This window comes from Pseudoalteromonas sp. US3C1013 (assembly GCF_048401115.1).
GTDB classification, from domain to species: Bacteria; Pseudomonadota; Gammaproteobacteria; order Enterobacterales; family Alteromonadaceae; genus Pseudoalteromonas; species Pseudoalteromonas undina.
This window is the reverse complement of record NZ_CP183075.1, coordinates 2,428,607-2,445,543: the sequence shown is the minus strand read 5'-3', so window position 1 is coordinate 2,445,543 and position 16,937 is coordinate 2,428,607. Positions and strand designations below refer to the sequence as shown.

The 16,937-nt window shown below is 40.5% G+C and carries 22 protein-coding genes; 19 read left to right on the top strand and 3 right to left on the bottom strand.

All coding sequences use genetic code 11. From position 1 onward, the window contains the following. Positions 1-143 precede the first annotated feature (143 nt). The 9 genes from tkt (at position 144) to ACNSN2_RS11410 (ending at position 7,842) form a co-directional block, all read left to right on the top strand. Positions 144-2,135, top strand: coding sequence for a transketolase (tkt, locus tag ACNSN2_RS11450; RefSeq protein ID WP_418607415.1), 1,992 nt, complete (start codon positions 144-146; stop codon positions 2,133-2,135). Between the two features lie 299 nt (positions 2,136-2,434). Beyond that, positions 2,435-2,749 carry a pyrimidine/purine nucleoside phosphorylase gene (locus tag ACNSN2_RS11445; RefSeq protein ID WP_010387728.1) on the top strand — a complete coding sequence of 105 codons (315 nt, stop codon included), beginning with the start codon at positions 2,435-2,437 and terminating at the stop codon, positions 2,747-2,749. Positions 2,750-2,939: 190 nt separating this feature from the next. Further along, complete coding sequence (hpf, locus tag ACNSN2_RS11440; RefSeq protein WP_008110321.1) at positions 2,940-3,296, top strand: ribosome hibernation-promoting factor, HPF/YfiA family; 357 nt, start codon at positions 2,940-2,942, stop codon at positions 3,294-3,296. 142 nt (positions 3,297-3,438) lie between these two features. After that, positions 3,439-4,671 (top strand): NRAMP family divalent metal transporter, encoded by a 1,233-nt coding sequence (locus ACNSN2_RS11435; protein WP_418607413.1) that lies wholly within the window; start codon positions 3,439-3,441, stop codon positions 4,669-4,671. 130 nt (positions 4,672-4,801) lie between these two features. Continuing rightward, positions 4,802-5,245, top strand: coding sequence for a hypothetical protein (locus ACNSN2_RS11430; RefSeq protein ID WP_418607412.1), 444 nt, complete (start codon positions 4,802-4,804; stop codon positions 5,243-5,245). Between the two features lie 64 nt (positions 5,246-5,309). Then, positions 5,310-5,516 (top strand): hypothetical protein, encoded by a 207-nt coding sequence (locus tag ACNSN2_RS11425; protein WP_418607410.1) that lies wholly within the window; start codon positions 5,310-5,312, stop codon positions 5,514-5,516. Positions 5,517-5,538: 22 nt separating this feature from the next. Next, a complete protein-coding gene (locus ACNSN2_RS11420) occupies positions 5,539-5,994 on the top strand; it encodes a GNAT family N-acetyltransferase (RefSeq protein WP_418607408.1) in 456 nt (151 codons plus the stop codon). Positions 5,995-6,338: 344 nt separating this feature from the next. Beyond that, positions 6,339-7,652 carry a hypothetical protein gene (locus ACNSN2_RS11415; protein WP_418607407.1) on the top strand — a complete coding sequence of 438 codons (1,314 nt, stop codon included), beginning with the start codon at positions 6,339-6,341 and terminating at the stop codon, positions 7,650-7,652. Next, entirely contained in the window at positions 7,645-7,842 is a 198-nt protein-coding gene (locus tag ACNSN2_RS11410; protein WP_418607405.1) for a hypothetical protein, read from the top strand. The genes ACNSN2_RS11415 and ACNSN2_RS11410 overlap by 8 nt, the downstream gene beginning before the upstream one ends. A gap of 140 nt (positions 7,843-7,982) precedes the next feature. Here the strand turns inward: ACNSN2_RS11410 and ACNSN2_RS11405 are convergent, their stop codons facing one another. From ACNSN2_RS11405 to ACNSN2_RS11395, 3 genes are read right to left on the bottom strand one after another with little or no spacing between them, the layout of a single operon-like run. Next, complete coding sequence (locus tag ACNSN2_RS11405) at positions 7,983-9,170, bottom strand: vWA domain-containing protein (protein ID WP_418607403.1); 1,188 nt, start codon at positions 9,168-9,170, stop codon at positions 7,983-7,985. Between the two features lies 1 nt (position 9,171). Next, positions 9,172-10,020, bottom strand: a complete 849-nt coding sequence (locus ACNSN2_RS11400) for an AAA family ATPase (protein ID WP_008464234.1) — start codon at positions 10,018-10,020, stop codon at positions 9,172-9,174. Positions 10,021-10,074: 54 nt separating this feature from the next. Continuing rightward, positions 10,075-10,299 (bottom strand): DUF1653 domain-containing protein, encoded by a 225-nt coding sequence (locus ACNSN2_RS11395; protein WP_008110327.1) that lies wholly within the window; start codon positions 10,297-10,299, stop codon positions 10,075-10,077. Between the two features lie 61 nt (positions 10,300-10,360). On the opposite strand from ACNSN2_RS11395, the gene ACNSN2_RS11390 reads away from it, so the two are divergent. The 10 genes from ACNSN2_RS11390 (at position 10,361) to ACNSN2_RS11345 (ending at position 16,913) form a co-directional block, all read left to right on the top strand. Next, entirely contained in the window at positions 10,361-10,840 is a 480-nt protein-coding gene (locus ACNSN2_RS11390) for a DUF2947 domain-containing protein (protein ID WP_008464232.1), read from the top strand. A 75-nt stretch (positions 10,841-10,915) separates the two neighbouring features. Further along, positions 10,916-11,548 carry a hypothetical protein gene (locus tag ACNSN2_RS11385; protein WP_418607400.1) on the top strand — a complete coding sequence of 211 codons (633 nt, stop codon included), beginning with the start codon at positions 10,916-10,918 and terminating at the stop codon, positions 11,546-11,548. A 34-nt stretch (positions 11,549-11,582) separates the two neighbouring features. Then, positions 11,583-11,870, top strand: a complete 288-nt coding sequence (gene ftsB, locus ACNSN2_RS11380; protein ID WP_008110330.1) for a cell division protein FtsB — start codon at positions 11,583-11,585, stop codon at positions 11,868-11,870. Further along, positions 11,860-12,561 carry a 2-C-methyl-D-erythritol 4-phosphate cytidylyltransferase gene (ispD, locus tag ACNSN2_RS11375; protein WP_418607398.1) on the top strand — a complete coding sequence of 234 codons (702 nt, stop codon included), beginning with the start codon at positions 11,860-11,862 and terminating at the stop codon, positions 12,559-12,561. Before ftsB ends, ispD begins: the two co-directional genes overlap by 11 nt. Further along, the gene (ispF, locus tag ACNSN2_RS11370; RefSeq protein ID WP_008464226.1) at positions 12,558-13,040 is read left to right on the top strand and encodes a 2-C-methyl-D-erythritol 2,4-cyclodiphosphate synthase; all 483 of its coding nucleotides are present in this window, start codon (positions 12,558-12,560) and stop codon (positions 13,038-13,040) included. The genes ispD and ispF overlap by 4 nt, the downstream gene beginning before the upstream one ends. Further along, positions 13,037-14,086, top strand: coding sequence for a tRNA pseudouridine(13) synthase TruD (gene truD / locus ACNSN2_RS11365; RefSeq protein ID WP_109874226.1), 1,050 nt, complete (start codon positions 13,037-13,039; stop codon positions 14,084-14,086). Before ispF ends, truD begins: the two co-directional genes overlap by 4 nt. After that, positions 14,067-14,831 carry a 5'/3'-nucleotidase SurE gene (gene surE / locus ACNSN2_RS11360; protein WP_054201786.1) on the top strand — a complete coding sequence of 255 codons (765 nt, stop codon included), beginning with the start codon at positions 14,067-14,069 and terminating at the stop codon, positions 14,829-14,831. Before truD ends, surE begins: the two co-directional genes overlap by 20 nt. Further along, positions 14,821-15,459 (top strand): protein-L-isoaspartate(D-aspartate) O-methyltransferase, encoded by a 639-nt coding sequence (locus ACNSN2_RS11355; protein ID WP_010387750.1) that lies wholly within the window; start codon positions 14,821-14,823, stop codon positions 15,457-15,459. The genes surE and ACNSN2_RS11355 overlap by 11 nt, the downstream gene beginning before the upstream one ends. A gap of 9 nt (positions 15,460-15,468) precedes the next feature. Further along, on the top strand, positions 15,469-16,047 hold the full coding sequence (locus ACNSN2_RS11350) for a YqaA family protein (RefSeq protein WP_010387753.1): 579 nt from the start codon (positions 15,469-15,471) through the stop codon (positions 16,045-16,047). A gap of 41 nt (positions 16,048-16,088) precedes the next feature. After that, positions 16,089-16,913 (top strand): peptidoglycan DD-metalloendopeptidase family protein, encoded by an 825-nt coding sequence (locus tag ACNSN2_RS11345; protein ID WP_010387756.1) that lies wholly within the window; start codon positions 16,089-16,091, stop codon positions 16,911-16,913. Positions 16,914-16,937: the final 24 nt, after the last annotated feature.

The window sequence follows — 16,937 nt, the reverse complement described above, 5'->3', positions numbered from 1 at the left end:
AAAATATATAATAGTAAATGGTTCTTAAAAAATATTCATAATGTCCTATTTTTATGGGTTTTTAATTGCACACAGCCCCTACAATAAGTAAGAATGGAGGTATATAAATACCCGCGCAAATACATATAAAGGTAGGAGAATTCATGCCATCTCGCAAAGAACTTGCAAATGCTATTCGCGTCTTGTCAATGGACGCAGTACAAAAGGCCAAATCTGGTCACCCTGGAGCCCCTATGGGCATGGCTGATATCGCAGAAGTATTATGGCGCGATTATCTAAAACATAACCCAACAAATCCAGAGTGGGCTGACCGAGATCGATTTATACTCTCAAATGGTCACGGTTCAATGCTAATTTATTCTCTATTGCATTTAAGTGGTTATGATTTACCACTGGACGAAATTAAAAACTTCCGCCAAATGCACTCTAAAACACCAGGCCACCCAGAATATGGATATGCGCCAGGAATTGAGACTACTACGGGTCCATTAGGTCAAGGGATCACAAATGCCGTAGGTATGGCAATTGCTGAAAAAGCATTAGCCGCTCAATTTAACCGTGAAGGCCATGACATTGTTGATCACCACACTTACGCATTTATGGGTGATGGTTGTTTAATGGAAGGTATTTCTCATGAAGCCTGTTCGCTTGCTGGCACATTAGGCCTAGGCAAGTTAGTGGCATTTTGGGATGACAACGGCATTTCAATCGACGGTGAAGTTGAAGGCTGGTTTAGCGATGACACACCAGCACGTTTTAAAGCATACGGCTGGCATGTAATTAGCGACGTTGATGGCCACGACAGCGATGCTGTAAGTGCTGCAATTAGCGAAGCAAAAAGCGTGACTGACAAACCAACGCTAATTTGTTGTAAAACAGTAATTGGATATGGCTCACCTAATAAATCAGGTAGCCACGACTGTCATGGCGCACCATTAGGTGATGACGAAATTAAAGCATCTCGCGAGTTCTTAGGTTGGACGGGTGATGCATTTGAAATCCCTGCTGACATTTATGCACAGTGGGATAACAAAGAAAAAGGCCAACAGCTTGAAGCTAGCTGGGATGAGAGATTTGCTGCCTACGAGCAAGCATTCCCAGAGCTAGCAGCAGAATACAAACGCCGTACAAATTCAGATTTACCTGCTGATTGGGCTGAAAAGTCACAAGCGTATATTGAGCAGTTACAAGCAAACCCAGCAAACCCAGCATCACGTAAAGCATCGCAAAATGCATTAAACGCATTTGGTCCGTTACTACCTGAGTTTATGGGTGGCTCTGCCGATTTAGCAGGTTCAAACTTAACAATTTGGGATGGCTCTAAAGGCTTAACGGCAGACGATGCAAGTGGTAACTACGTTTACTACGGTGTGCGTGAGTTTGGTATGTCGGCAATTATGAATGGTATTGCACTTCATAAAGGCTTTATCCCTTACGGTGCAACTTTCTTAATGTTTATGGAATACGCACGCAATGCGGTTCGTATGGCTGCATTAATGAAGCAACCAAGCATTTTTGTATACACGCACGATTCAATTGGTTTAGGTGAAGATGGTCCAACTCACCAACCAGTAGAGCAAATTGCCAGCATGCGTTTAACGCCTAACCTTTACAACTGGCGCCCATGTGACCAAGTTGAGTCGGCAATTGCATGGCAACAAGCTATTGAACGTAAAGACGGTCCTACATCATTAATCTTTACGCGCCAAGGCTTAGAGCAACAAGCACGTGATGCACAGCAATTAAGCGACGTTAAAAAGGGTGGTTACATCCTAAGTTGTGACGGCAACCCAGAGCTTATTCTTATTGCTACCGGCTCTGAAGTACAACTAGCGCAAGACTCTGCGAAAGAGCTACGTGCGCAGGGTAAAAAGGTACGTATTGTATCTATGCCGTGTACTGATGCGTTTGAAGATCAATCGCCTGAGTACAAAGAAAGCGTATTACCAGCAAGCGTTTCACGTCGCGTAGCGATTGAAGCGGGTATTGCTGATTACTGGTACAAGTACGTAGGTCTAAATGGCGCCGTAGTCGGTATGACCACCTTTGGTGAGTCGGCACCAGCTAACGAGCTGTTTGAGTTCTTCGGCTTCACCGTAGAAAACATCGTTAACAAAGCAAACGCATTGTTTTAAGAGACTGCTTTAACATTTAAAAGCCCGTCCTGTGTAAAATAGAGCGGGCTTTTTTATGAGTTGTACTTTTATTACTTCCTCTAAAGCGCAGCGTCTCATCGCCCTCTTTATGCATAAATTACTAAAAGATCTGTTCGAAACTCGCAGCCCGTTGCTCGAAGCATATCTCTTTATAAAGTCGTTCATTTTTAATCTTTTGGCTTCTAAATGAGTAATTTTCACAGCACTTAACTTGCAAGGTTTTTGTGTATCAGGCACTGTGGAGGTAACAAAATTATAAATTAATAACAGGAGTTAACATGCCAAAGTTCGATAACGTTAGTGTGGTTAAAAAAGCCAATGTATATTTTGATGGCAAAGTATCAAGCCGAACTGTGCTTTTAGGAAATGGTGAAGCGAAAACCTTGGGTTTTATGCAACCAGGTGAATTTGAGTTTAATACTAACCAAAAAGAGTGTATGGAGTTGTTAGCAGGGCAGTGGGATGTGTTATTACCAGGTGAAAGCGAGTGGAAAACATTTAATGCGGGTGAGTCATTTAATGTTGATGCTAATGTCAGCTTCCATGTAAAAGTAAGTGATTTTGCTGATTATTGCTGTTCATACACAGATTAATTACATGAATGGTTAAATTATCAGCACCTCTGAAAGGCCGCTATCACGCGGCTTTTTGCATACTTAATGCTAAATGAATGATCTAAATCAGGTGGGGTAATAAATAATTGCTAAATTTAGCTATTTTCTCTTGTGTTAATTCGTTTAGCCCCCAATACTAACTGTGAGGTAACATAAAAAAGGATACCCTATGAAAATTAATCTTTCTGGTCACCATGTTGACGTTACTGATTCTATTAAAGAACACATTAACGAAAAGTTTTCTAAAATTGAGAGTCATTTTCCATCATTGATAGCGCTCGACATTATTCTTTCAAAAGAGCATCACAAGTTCCAAGCAGAAATTAGTACAAATTATGAAGGTGCGCGAATATCAGTTAAAGGGGAAAACGAGGTTATGTACCCAGCCATTTCTAGCGCAGCTAAAAAACTCGATGCCGCACTAAAGCATCGTAAAGGGCAAATAAAAGCGAACTTACATGAAAAGCCTGTAAGTACCACACCAGAAATAGCACACGAAATCATCCAAGAGATGGATTTAAATTAATAACTAACAATGTGTTATTTTTAAAAAGAGCCTAAGGGCTCTTTTTTATTGCCTGTAAATTAGGTAAGTTATGCATTCACACAGTTTATTAATGATAAAAATTAATAATAAAAGCACATAACACACCAAATTTGAGAAGTTAATGCAGTACACACAAAGCACATGGAAGTCTAGGTTAGGGGCGCTCGGCCCAGGTATTTTAATGGCCACCGCTGCCATTGGTGGCTCACACTTAGTTGCATCGACCCAAGCTGGCGCATTATTTGGCTGGCAGCTATTTTGGCTTATTATGGTGGTTAACGTTTTAAAGTACCCGTTTTTTCGTTTTGGTATGGAATACACACTCGCTACTAAAAATAGTTTAGTCGAAGGGTATAAAAACCAAGGGCCTGGCTATTTTTACAGTTTTATTGTATTGAATATTATTGCCGCTGTGGTAAATACCGCGGGCGTATTGTTGCTCACAGCGAGCTTATTACACTACGCATTACCTATTAGTATTCCTGTTACCTTATTGTGCTGGTTAATATTGGCTGTGTGTTTAATTATATTATTACTAGGGCACTTTAAAGCGCTCGATAACGTTGCAAAAGCTATTATGGGGCTACTTACTATAGCAACCATAACCGCATTAGTTATTGCTATAAATAACGGCCCTGTAGCGCCTGTAAACTATGTTGGTCCCTCACCATATGAACTTGCCATGTTAGGCTTTATGGTTGCCTTAATGGGCTGGATGCCAGCGCCTATTGAAATTTCGGCTCTGAGCTCGTTGTGGCTTAAAGAAAAACAAGCTCAGCAAAGTGTGACTAAAAGCCAAGGCTTATTCGACTTTAATGTAGGTTATTGGTTAACCGCCGGGCTTGCGCTGGTATTTTTTAGTTTAGGTGCGTTAGTGCAATATGGGCAAAGCAGTAATATAGAGCTTGGCGGTGTCGCGTTTGCCAAGCAGCTTATTGATATGTACGCATTAACAATAGGCGAGTGGGCAAGGCCTTTGGTATCTGCCATCGCGTTTTTGTGTATGTTTGGCACCACACTCACCGTGCTTGACGGTTACGCCCGCACACTTAACGAATCGCATAAACTTCTTGGTTTTAAGCAATCAAAACATAGCTTAAATACGTGGCTTATATTACAAGCATTGGCCGGTATGGCGGTGATCTTATTTTTTAAATCAGCTCTTGGGCCCATGCTTACCTTTGCCATGACGCTTGCGTTTGTAACTACACCCGTTTTTGCATGGCTTAACTTCAGCCTAGTTCGCTCAGAGCCTGCGATTAAACACAGTCTACTTTTGCGTGGCTTAACCTGGTTAGGCTTGGTGTACTTGGTTAGTTTTGCTATGGCGTTTGTGGTTTGGAAGTTGATGTAATTTTATATTCGAGGTTCGAGGTGAAATGAACAAATCAAACAACCTCTGCATAAATGTCGTTTGTTGTAGACCGTGATAGGCTGCGGTGGGCGAGAATTGGCCTGTCAAAAGTAATAGCTAGGTGAAAAAGATGATCATACTTGAAAGCCAAGTATTTAAGACAATCCCTAAGTCTCCAGAACAGAGCTGTATCTTTTTAAATAATACGCAAACAGATAAAGTTGTTGATGGTACTTATTTGGAGCTTTGTATTAAAGCGGGTTGTAAATACCTTGTCTTTATGACGGATGACATTCCTTACGAGGATATGCTTCACATCCATCTCTTGAATGAGCGCCTTGATATTGTTGATTCAGCTACGATTGGTAGCATGTATTCAACGGGATCTTTTCGAAATTATAATATTCAAAACTCGAACATGTTAACTTTTCATTTTATTGGCGATACTGAATGGAAAATACAAATACTAGATAGCAAGGAATTCTTATTTCCTCTAATTTCTTCACTTAAAGGAGTTTCGAGAAAGAATATTTTTTATCAATATTTTAAAATTTATAGCAATCCTTCGTTATAAACCTTGTAACTTTAAATTGTCCTAGGTAATCATTATTTTATGTTTAATCTACAAGGAAGAAACTATGATATTTAATATGCTCATTACAGACAACTTCGCATCATTTTATGATGAGGATAAAGAAGTACATATTTTTATTGATAGTTTTGATAATAAAAGGTTTGAAATGCGAATAGGGGACTTAGAACACTCGAAATCAGTCGGTAGCGTTTTAGCTTCTAGTAATAATGAGTTAAATATAAAGTTATTAGCGCTTTATATTAAATATTAATACACGAAAAAATGAGCTGTAAATGGAAATAAAAACAGGCGATATTTCAAACCCACACGTTATAAAGTTACTACAAGCGCATCATAACGATATGCTAAAGCACTCACCTGTTGAGAGCGTACATGCACTTGATGTGAGTCAACTCACTCAGCCCAACATAACATTTTATAGCTTATGGATTGATAATAATTTAGCGGGTGTAGGTGCATTAAAAGCGCTCAATGCCACTCATGGCGAAATTAAATCAATGCGTACCTCAAGTAACTATTTACGCCAAGGCATAGCCGCTAAATTACTTACGCATATTATTGAGCGAGCAACACTGCGAGGGTATAAAAAACTTAGTTTAGAAACTGGAACAGCAGAGGCGTTTTTGCCTGCACAAAAGCTTTACACTCAATTTGGTTTTAAAGAGTGTGAACCGTTTGGTGATTATGAGCTAGATCCGTATAGCTTGTTTATGAGTAAATCGGTTTAAACTAAAATGACCGAGAAGTAACGTTTTGTAGTTGTATGATTTAAATATTATCCGCATGGCTGTTCAGAGCGATAAGCCGACGATCGGGTGAACTAGTATTTTAGACAAAGTTTCTTGGAACATCACAAAATAAATTTTTCCACATCGGTCTTGGTTGATAGTTCTTATTTGAGCTTAGTTATAACTTAAAGCCCGTGGTTTGTTTAGAGTGATAAGCTTCGATATTTTTCATTGTTGATCTACAAAATATCCGATTTCATATGCCTATATAAGTTGATGTCCATCTTTTTTGTTTAAATGTGGTTATATTTAGTTTTACTAATTATGAAAGGATGAGTAGATATATGAAAACAGATGCTGCACTAAAAAGAAAAATTGAATTAGACTTTGGAAAGTCGGTGAAAATTGCACGAATTAGAGAGCATTTATGCAAGATGGTGGGCGTAGACCTTTTTAGTTATTATAATAAAGAAAACCCAGAAGGGCTAAGAGAAGTTATGTTCCTTCTTTATAAATCCTCCCAAGTTGATGGAGGAAAAACAAGTTGGAGAGATAGATTAACACTTCAACTATCTTTGTTAGAATATAGCAAAGAAAATTTCACCTTATTTGCAGGGTCTAATAGAGAAGTTGAAGATAGAGCTAAACCAATATTAAACTTCAATAGGTCTATTTGTGAGCTTGGTAGAAATGGAACTTTGAGTTTAAAACGTAATGATTGCAATCAGCCTCCGGAATATATTATTAAAGTGATGGTTTTGGAGAAAATAATACAAGATTATATAAACTCACATCAGAGAAAAAACTTTAATTTTAATGATGATAGAACATTAATGGATGATGGTTTAGATGGCGCTATAAATGCAGCTAGAAAAGTTGTATCTAGTTTAAAGGGTATGAATCCATTCTATAGTGACTCTATGCCGGAATCTATTTTAAAAAAGATGGAGCTGAATTTAATTCAAAACGACTTATTAAGTACAATTAAGTCGGCCAAGAAAAATCGTGATATAAGTTGGTTTGATTCAGGTAAATTCATAACCGCATTAAGGAAATTTAATTCGCTAGATTCATTGGAGCTTTCACTCACAGAGGCTTTTTATCAGGATTGTATTCCTGATAGTTTCTCTATGGTTTTGGAAGTGATGTTAGGTGGATATGTACAAAAAAGGTTACTACCACTTAAACTTAAGTCCTCTGCACTTGAAGCTTTAGAGGCCGGAATTGATGATAAGTTGATATGTGAACTTTCATTCTTCCTAATGGCATTTGTTTTAATTTCAACCATTGAAAATAAAACAAAAATAACTGTGAATGTTACTGGAGATACCAATAAAGAACGTCCCATTTATCATATTTTAGAAAGTCAGATCTATAATGCGAACAGTAATGATATATCTAAAATATCGCCAGATGTGATTGATTATGTTTTTGATAAATTTGCGTCACTAGCAACGTTACCTATTAATAGTTGCCTTGAAACTGGGAATAAAGAACTCCTTGCCTCAAGTATGAAGTCTTATGCTAATTATCGGGCTTTGAAGTTTGAATTTATTAATGAACTGTATACTATTTTCAGTAGTAAAAGCCTTAATTATATTGATCAACTTTTACTGAGATTCATGCAAGTGGTTAGTTCGGAGTGTGAAAATGTTTGAAGATGATTATATTATATGTGATGGTTGTGAGCGCACTTATCCTGAAGAGGACGGCTATTGTAGATATTGTGATGAGATAGCGCCTAAAGATGGTGTAGAGTGTGAGTTTTGTGATAAACCTGCAACTGAATATGTTCAGGATCACCCTGTCTGTGATGAACACTATGATGATGCATATCCTATAAATTAAACACACCTTTATTTGTACGAACTAGTGAATTGATCAATCAAGAGGCCAATATTTCAGCCTCTACTTTGTTGTCGTAACAAACTTTGAGGCAGAGACGAATTAGTCCGCTTATGGCACTGAGCTGCCATAGATATTAACTATCAACTCAGCTCCTTTATCGCTCTACTTATCCCATCTAAACTCAGCGCATACATGCGGTTGTTCATTAGCTGCTTTATAAAATCAATTGATTGATAGTACGGCCAGTGTTCAACCGGTTGTGGGTTGAGCCACGCGACTTTATCAAAGTGATTAGTGATTCGGTTTAACCAGGCACTGCCGGGTTCTTCATTCCAATGTTCTACTGAACCGCCAGGGTAGGCAATTTCATATGGGCCCATAGTGGCATCGCCAACAAATATTACTTTGTAGTCGCTGGTAAACTTGTTGATGAGTGTCATGGTGTCAATAACGTTTGAGTGGCGGCGCTGGTTATCTTGCCATACGTGTTCGTATAAACAGTTATGGAAGTAGTAAAACTCTAAATGTTTAAACTCACTGTGGGCGGCGCTAAATAACTCTTCACAGGTATGAATGTAGTCATCCATTGAACCGCCAATATCAAACAGCATCAATACTTTTACCGCGTTGTGGCGCTCGGGGGCCATTTTTACATCGAGCATGCCGCCTTGTTTGGCGGTCGCGCGTATGGTTTCGTTTAAATCAAGGGTGTCACTTGCGCCAGTACGAGCAAATTTGCGTAGTTTTTTAAGTGCCAGCTTTATGGTACGTGAACCAATTTCGCGGTCAGAATCGAGATTACGGTATTCGCGCTTATCCCACACTTTTACTGCTTGGCGATTGCGGTTGCCGTCTTGACCAATACGCACACCCTCAGGGTTATAACCATACGCACCAAAGGGTGATGTACCGCCGGTACCTACCCACTTATTGCCGCCAGCATGGCGTTTTTGCTGTTCTTCTAAACGCTCTTTTAGGGTTTTCATTAGCTCGTCGAGCCCGCCCATGGCTTTTAGTTGGGCTTTTTCTTCATCGCTTAGGTGCTTTTCAAACTCTTTACGCAACCAATCTTCAGGTAAATTGTGTTGTTGTTTTAAGCTCTTGAGTAGGTCTAAGTCGGCAATACCGCTAAAGTAATCGCTAAAGGCTTTATCGAACCGGTCAAAATGGGTTTCGTCTTTTACCATAATAGTGCGCGCTAAATGATAAAACGCGTCTACATCAGCAAATATAACGCCTTGTTTTAAAGCGTTAATTAAATCGAGTAGCTCTCTTAGGCTCACTGGTAAGCGGTATTCTCGTAATTTGAAGAAAAACTGTACCAACATGTTAGCGACGGCTCATAAACGCAAGTTTTTCGATTAGGCTTATGTCTTGCTCGTTTTTAAGCAGCGCGCCAAACATCGGCATTAAACCGCCTTTTTGCGCTTTATCGTGCAGGGTTTTGGCGTCTATATCTTCAGCCATTAATAGTTTTAACCAATCCAGTAATTCGCTGGTAGATGGCTTCTTTTTAAGGCCGTTGGCTTCACGTAAGTTAAAAAATACTTCTAGCGCTTGGCGAACTAAATCTTGTTTAACATGCGGGTAGTGCACATCAATAATTTGCTGCATTTCGTCGCTATTTGGAAAATCAATATAATGGAAAAAGCAGCGGCGTAAAAACGCATCAGGCAGCTCTTTTTCATTGTTTGATGTGATGATCACAATAGGGCGCTCTTTGGCCACGATACGCTCACCGGTTTCGTATACATGAAATTCCATTTTATCGAGTTCGAGTAGTAAATCGTTTGGAAACTCAATATCGGCTTTGTCTATTTCGTCAATAAGCAGTACTGGGCGTTTGCCGTTTAATTCAGCGTACATGAAGGCTTGCCACAGCTTACCTTTAACTATGTAGTTGCTAATATTGTGAACGCGCTCATCACCTAGCTGGCTGTCGCGCAAACGCGATACTGCATCGTACTCGTACAAACCTTGCTGCGCTTTAGTGGTTGATTTTATATGCCACTGAATAAGCTCAGTATCTAAACTTTTCGCTAATTCCTCAGCCAGCATGGTTTTACCTGTGCCAGGCTCGCCTTTAATTAAAAGCGGTTTTTGCAGCATAATAGCGGCGTTTACGGCCTGTTTTAATGCTGAGCTTGCGATGTAATTATCAGTAGAATTAAATTGCACGGGTTATCCTTTATCTGGTCTGAGCAGTAATTATTATGCGTTATAATGCCATAGTTAATCGGCTTCACCAAGGTAGGCAAAACGGGCGATAGTTTTACCGTCTTTTTCTACAGTTTCGGTAAACATACTTAGTGGGCGTGCCCATATGCCGTATTCACCGTATAAGGCTTGGTAAATAACCAATTGCTCGTTGGTTTCGCTGTGAGTCGCCACATGCATAACTTTATATTGTGGGCCTTTGTAGTGTTGATATAAACCCAGTTTTAGTGCTGTAGTCATAGTCTGTTATCTTGTATAATTTGCCTTCGCTTTTTATTATGCCAAAGAATACAGCAATACTATGAATTATATTTCTCTTGATGATTACAAAAAAGCCTGGGTATTTCGCCACAAAGATATTCCGGTTTCAGATATTGATGCAGCCAATATTAAACCTATGACCAGCGAGCGTGCCGCCGTACTGTGGACAACCATGGTGAGTCGTGAACATGATCATCCAGACTTTTTTGATAAAACCGATTGGTGCGCGCAAGAGCAAAACTTTAGCCAAGAAATTAATTGGGAAGATGCGTGGGAAAGCGAAGAACCCCAATTTCCAGATGCTATTTTGAACCACTTAGATTGGCAGGCTAATACCACTGTGTATTTTTGCATGGCACGCGACAATATTATCGAAACGACATTTGATGTGTTTAAACGTAACTGGCAAAACTTTATGTTTTTGGCTGATGGCAGCTTATTAATAGGTAAAAAGCGCAGCACTATGGTGCAATTTTTAGAATCAGGTATTGCAAAATTAGGTGAAAAGCCAAGCGCTTAAATTACTACAAGTGCTTAAAAACTGTGCATTACTGTGTTATAAAACAGTATTAAAATGTTTTTTTGAGTACAGCGATTGGTTGCTAAAAATAAGCAGTTTAACACAAGCCAGCAAGTTGAAATGTGGCAAACTGATGCACAAAAAGTGCTTTACGCACAATTATGCAATGCTTTTTATCAGCGTGAAGTTCAGCGCTTAGTGGCTGAACCTAATGGTGACCGTTTACGCAGGCAATTAAAAAGCCTGCCTTATTATATTGAACGTGCCGCAACACGTGTAGCTAATGCACTATTGCCTTTTACGCTTGATGCGCAAAATGGAGGCTGGCTTGAAAAACAAAAACCAACACCGCCAGAGGCTAATCCTTCAGCGAATGAACTTTTTTATCAAGCGCATGCCAAAGTAGGGCTAATAATTCCGGTATTATTACAAAGTCACGGTCAAATTCGGGTTAGAATAGATAGCATTGATCAAGTAGCTGATACGCAACTGCATTGTAATGAACTTGGCTGGTTTGATTTTTTAGGCCAAGGACTTGAGCAACAAAGTGCGCAATTGCTTAAACCTAGTAAAACGAGCCTTGCAGCGGCGTGTTGTGGCCACCAGTGGCAGTTTTCAAAGCGTAGCACGCCACGGGTTTTGTCATTACGGGAAATGTTACTAGCTGCCAATATTAATTGGCGCAATGTTAAGCGGCCGCTAGCATAAGTAGATAATTAAAAATTAAAATAAGGAGTGTTTAATGCGATTTTTTCAATTTGGCTTGTTGTGCTTAGCACTTTTTATCCAGTATCGCCTTTGGTTTGGTCATAACGGGGTGCAAGACTACACCCGTTTAAAAAATGCGGTGGCATCGCATCAACAAACTAACGAAAAACTAATAAAGCGTAATAAAGTATTAAAAGCGGATATAGAAGATTTAAAGCTCGGCCACGAAGGCATTGAAGAGCGTGCCCGCAACGAATTAGGAATGATTAAACCGGACGAAACCTTTATTCGTGTTTTACCGGCTCAACACCATGACAAATAAACAAACTATTGCTGCTATTGTTCCTGCCGCAGGTGTTGGCAGTCGAATGCAACACACAACACCAAAGCAATATATTTCCTTAGCAGGGAAAACCATTCTAGAGCATACGCTCGCTAAGTTATCGCAGTTACCGCAGTTAAACTTTATAGTGGTGGCTCTGAGCGAAACCGACCCCTACTTTGACGACCTTACGCTAGCTGATCCTCGCATTGTGCGTGCTATTGGCGGTAAAGAGCGCGCAGATTCAGTGTTAAACAGTTTATTGTTTTTAGCTGCCAACCCACCTGCTTGGGTTTTGGTGCATGACGCTGCAAGACCTTTAGTCGATATTGCTGATATAGAGCGCTTAATCGCACAGTGCCTGCAGGCTGATGAAGGCGGCATTTTAGCCAGCAAAGTAAAAGACACTATAAAACGAGGGCAAAGCCATGCGCAGCAAACTGTGCCTCGTGATGATTTATGGCAAGCGCTTACCCCGCAACTGTTTAAATACGACGAGCTTAAAGCGGCATTGCAAAGTGCGCTTAACAGCGGTGCAACCATTACTGATGAAGCCAGTGCAATGGAGTGGGCAAATAAGCCGGTTAAGCTGGTAGCAGGGCGTAGTGATAATATTAAAATCACCACCCCAGAAGATTTAGATTTAGCAGGCTTTTTACTGCAAAAACAAAATAATGAGAGTGCAAAATGATACGAATAGGCCATGGTTTTGACGTACATAAATTTGGAGGCCAAGGGCCTTTAACTATCTGCGGCGAAAAAATTGATTATCCACAAGGCTTTTTAGCACACTCAGATGGTGATGTAGCTATTCATGCCTTATGTGACGCTATTTTAGGATCATTAGCGCTGGGCGATATTGGTAAGCATTTTCCGGATACGGCCAGTGAATATGAAAATATTGATAGCCGTATTTTACTTCGCCATGTAGTGAACCTAGCCAAGCAACAAGGTTATGTATTGGGCAATGCGGATGTCACTATTGTGGCACAAGCACCAAAAATGCTGCCGCACATTCAAGCGATGCGTGGCAACCTTGCCAGTGATTTAAATGCCGAGCTTTCACAGGTAAATGTAAAAGCTACCACTACCGAAAAACTCGGTTTTGAGGGGCGTAAAGAAGGCATTTCAAGCCATGCCGTGGTCATTATGAGCAAACAAAACGCATGAGCGAATTAAATTATTTATATGGCGCGCCGCTTTCCAAAGCCGACTTTAAAACCACCGCAGAAGACTTTATGGTTGATGAGGATCTCGGTATAGAGTTTACCGGCAGTGGTGAACACGTGTGTTTGCAAGTGGTTAAAAAGGGTGAAAACACCCAATATGTTGCCAAGCTGATTGCACAAAAAGCGGGTGTATCGCCACGTGATGTAAGCTATGCCGGTATGAAAGACCGCCATGGAGTATGCTCGCAGTGGTTTAGCGTAAAAGTACCGATTAAAAAGCATATTGATTTTACTGAGCTGAACAGTGAAAGCGTGTTTGTGGTATCGCAGCAGCGCCATGAGCGAAAATTGCGCACCGGTTGCCATAAAGGAAATAGATTTATTATTACCTTGCGCAATGTAACCGAGCCGCTTGATATTTTGTGCCGTATAAACGCAGTACGCGCAGGTGTGCCTAACTATTTTGGTGAACAGCGCTTTGGTCGTGATGGACACAACCTAGTGATGGCCGAAAAAATGTTTGCCGGTGAGCGTATTCGCGATAAAAAGCTGCGAGGCATTATTATTTCTGCTGCGCGTTCACATGTGTTTAATCAAATTGTTAGTTTACGCGTGGCTGAGCATGGCCTTGCTAAAACCATGCACCGCGAAGTATTTATGCTCAGTGGTAGTAATGCATTTTTTGAAGATGCGATAAGTGATGAAAATATTGCACGGCTTGCCTCTGGCGATATTATGATGTCGGCGCCCATGGTGGGCAAAAGTGAAAAAGGCTTAACCGAACAAGAAAAAACATGGTTGGCACCGTATCAAGCATGGTGTGATGGCTTAGGGGATTTAGGGCTTAAAAACGAGCGTAGAATGCTGCGTTTAATACCCCAAGAGCTAAGCATAGAAACACTTGATGAACGCACATTAAAACTCAGCTTTGGTTTACCCAAAGGCTGTTTTGCAACGGCTTTACTGCGCGAACTGGTTGATTATACTGATGCCAGCCCTCGCGAGCGAAAAGAAAAGGATACCGCAGATGAAGATTCTATTAAGTAATGATGATGGTGTTAATGCCAAAGGTATTGCTGTTTTATATCAAGCATTAATACAAATCGCTGAGGTAACGCTGGTTGCTCCAGATAGAAATTGTAGTGGTGCTAGTAATTCACTAACGTTAATGAACCCGCTGCGTGCCACAACGCTCGACAACGGCTTTATGTCGGTAAACGGTACACCCACTGATTGTGTGCATTTAGGTGTTAATCAATTAGTGGATGAAAAACCCGATTTGGTTGTTGCTGGTATTAATCATGGCGGTAATTTAGGCGATGATACACTTTACTCTGGAACGGTGGCTGCGGCGACTGAAGGCCGTCATTTAGGCTTACCAGCAATTGCGGTATCTTTGTGCTCTCATCATGGTGAGCATTTTGAAACAGCGGCAGCCGTTACTGTAAACATTATTAAAGGACTTGCTTCACATCCGCTGCCGAAAGATCAGATCATTAATATTAATGTTCCCGATATTCCGCTCTCTGAGCTCAAAGGCGTTCAGGTAACTCGTTTAGGAGCTCGTCACAAAGCAGAAACTATGACCAAGCAAACCGATCCATGGGGACGCGATATTTTTTGGTATGGCTCACTAGGGCTTGAAAGCGACGCCGGTGAAGGCACTGACTTTTATGCGGTTAATAATGGCTATGCATCAGTGACCCCGTTAAGCGTTGATATGACTGCCAAAGACAGTATTAAAGCCGTGGGAGAGTGGTTAGCCGAGTTGGAGATTAATCGTGCTGGCTAATTATACTCGCAGTGCACAAGCGCTTTCAGACTTATTACAGCGAGATGGCGTAGAAGATAAAGAGGTTTTAAAAGCAATAGCGCAAATTCCTCGGCATATTTTTATTGATGATGTACTCAAACACAAAGCGTATCAAAATACCGCGCTACCTATAGGGCAAGGGCAAACTATTTCTCAGCCTTATATTGTTGCGCGCATGACCGAGCTAATGCGATTAGCCGGTGTGCAACATAAGGTGTTAGAAATAGGCACCGGGTCGGGCTATCAAACTGCGGTTTTAGCTAAAACCTTTGATAAGGTATATTCGGTAGAGCGTATTAAAGCTTTGCAATGGCAAGCTAAACGCCGATTACACCAGCTCGATTTGTACAATGTCACCATGAAACATGGCGATGGTTGGCAAGGCTGGCAGTCACAAGCGCCATTTGATGGCATTATCGTGACCGCTGCGGCAACCACCATTCCCCCCGAGTTACTCGCACAACTTGCAGATGGAGGCGTATTACTGGCCCCTATTGGTGAGGCAGAACAAAATTTAACCATGGTTATTCGCCAAGGCGATAGCTTTACAGAGCATGTAATTGCGCCAGTAAGATTTGTACCTTTAGTCCCTGGTGATATTGAATAGGAATTCATTTTGAAGTTGTTTACCAAGTTATACGATATGGCGCTAGTGTGGGCTAAACACCGCCACGCAGAACGTTATTTAGCAGGAATGAGCTTTGCCGAATCGGTTTTTTTCCCGGTCCCGCCCGATGTAATGTTAGCGCCGATGTCGCTAGCGCAACCAAGTAAGGCATGGCGATTTGCAAGCTTTGCTACGGTTGCTTCTGTGCTTGGCGGCGTGCTGGGTTACTTACTTGGATTTTGGTTGTTTGAACCGGTTGTAGAGCCCTTTATTGCGCAAATGCAATGGCAAGATAAATTTAATACGGCGCTTGCATGGTTCAAAGATTACGGTGTTTGGGTGGTATTTATAGCGGGGTTTTCGCCTATTCCTTATAAAGTGTTTACCATTGGCGCTGGTGTATTACAAATGGCGTTTTTACCTTTTATTATTGCCTCAGGTATTGGGCGTGGCGCGCGTTTCTTTTTAGTATCTGCTTTAATGAAATGGGGCGGAGTTAAAATGGAACAAAAATTACGCCAATATATTGAAGTACTTGGCTGGGCAGTGGTTGCTTTAATCGCTGTTGCGTACCTATTGTTGCGATAATCGCCATAATATAATGATATTAAAACAGAGGGCAAAACACATTGAATAAACAAATACGCTGTTATGTTGCTTTATTTATTAGTGTTTTGCTTTGTGCATGCTCGTCTCGCCATGTTCCCGCTCCTGTAAGTAGTTTAAATAATAATATTAATGACTATCCTTCACGGATTAATATTAACGGTGGTAAGTACACGGTACAAAAAGGCGATACACTTTATTCGATTGCTTTTAGTGCTGGAAAAGATTTCAGAGAACTTGCAAAAAATAATTCAATTCCATCACCTTACACTATTGTTCCTGGTCAGGTTGTATCCCTTTTAGAACCAAGTAGGTCAAGGGTTACACAAAAAAAGTATAAAAAGAAAGCTGTTAAAAAGTCATCCCATTTACAAAAAAGTAACAGAAAATTAAAGAAAGAGCTTGATAAGCCGAAAAAACGTAGGTATGTTCAAAAACAAGCTAACCAAAAAATTAGTCAGTCTCAAGGTTCTTCAACTAAAAAGTTGAGTTGGTTTTGGCCTGCTAAAGGTAAAATAACAAAACGCTTTTCTAACAAGGAAAATGGTTATAAAGGCCTACAGATTGCTAATAGAAAGGGTACTGCCGTACTCGCCGCTGCAAAAGGAACAGTAGTTTACGCGGGTAGTGCACTTAGAGGTTACGGTAATTTAATTATATTGAAACATAATGATGATTACCTAAGTGCTTATGCACATAACTCAACGTTACTTGTGAAAGAAAAGCAAATAGTGAAGGCGGGACAAAAAATAGCAGAAATTGGTAATTCAGAGTCTTCAGTAACGGCACTTCGTTTTGAAATTCGTTATCGAGGAAAAGCTGTTAACCCTGCTAAGTACCTACCCTGAACTGAAGGTGTTGATTGACTGTTC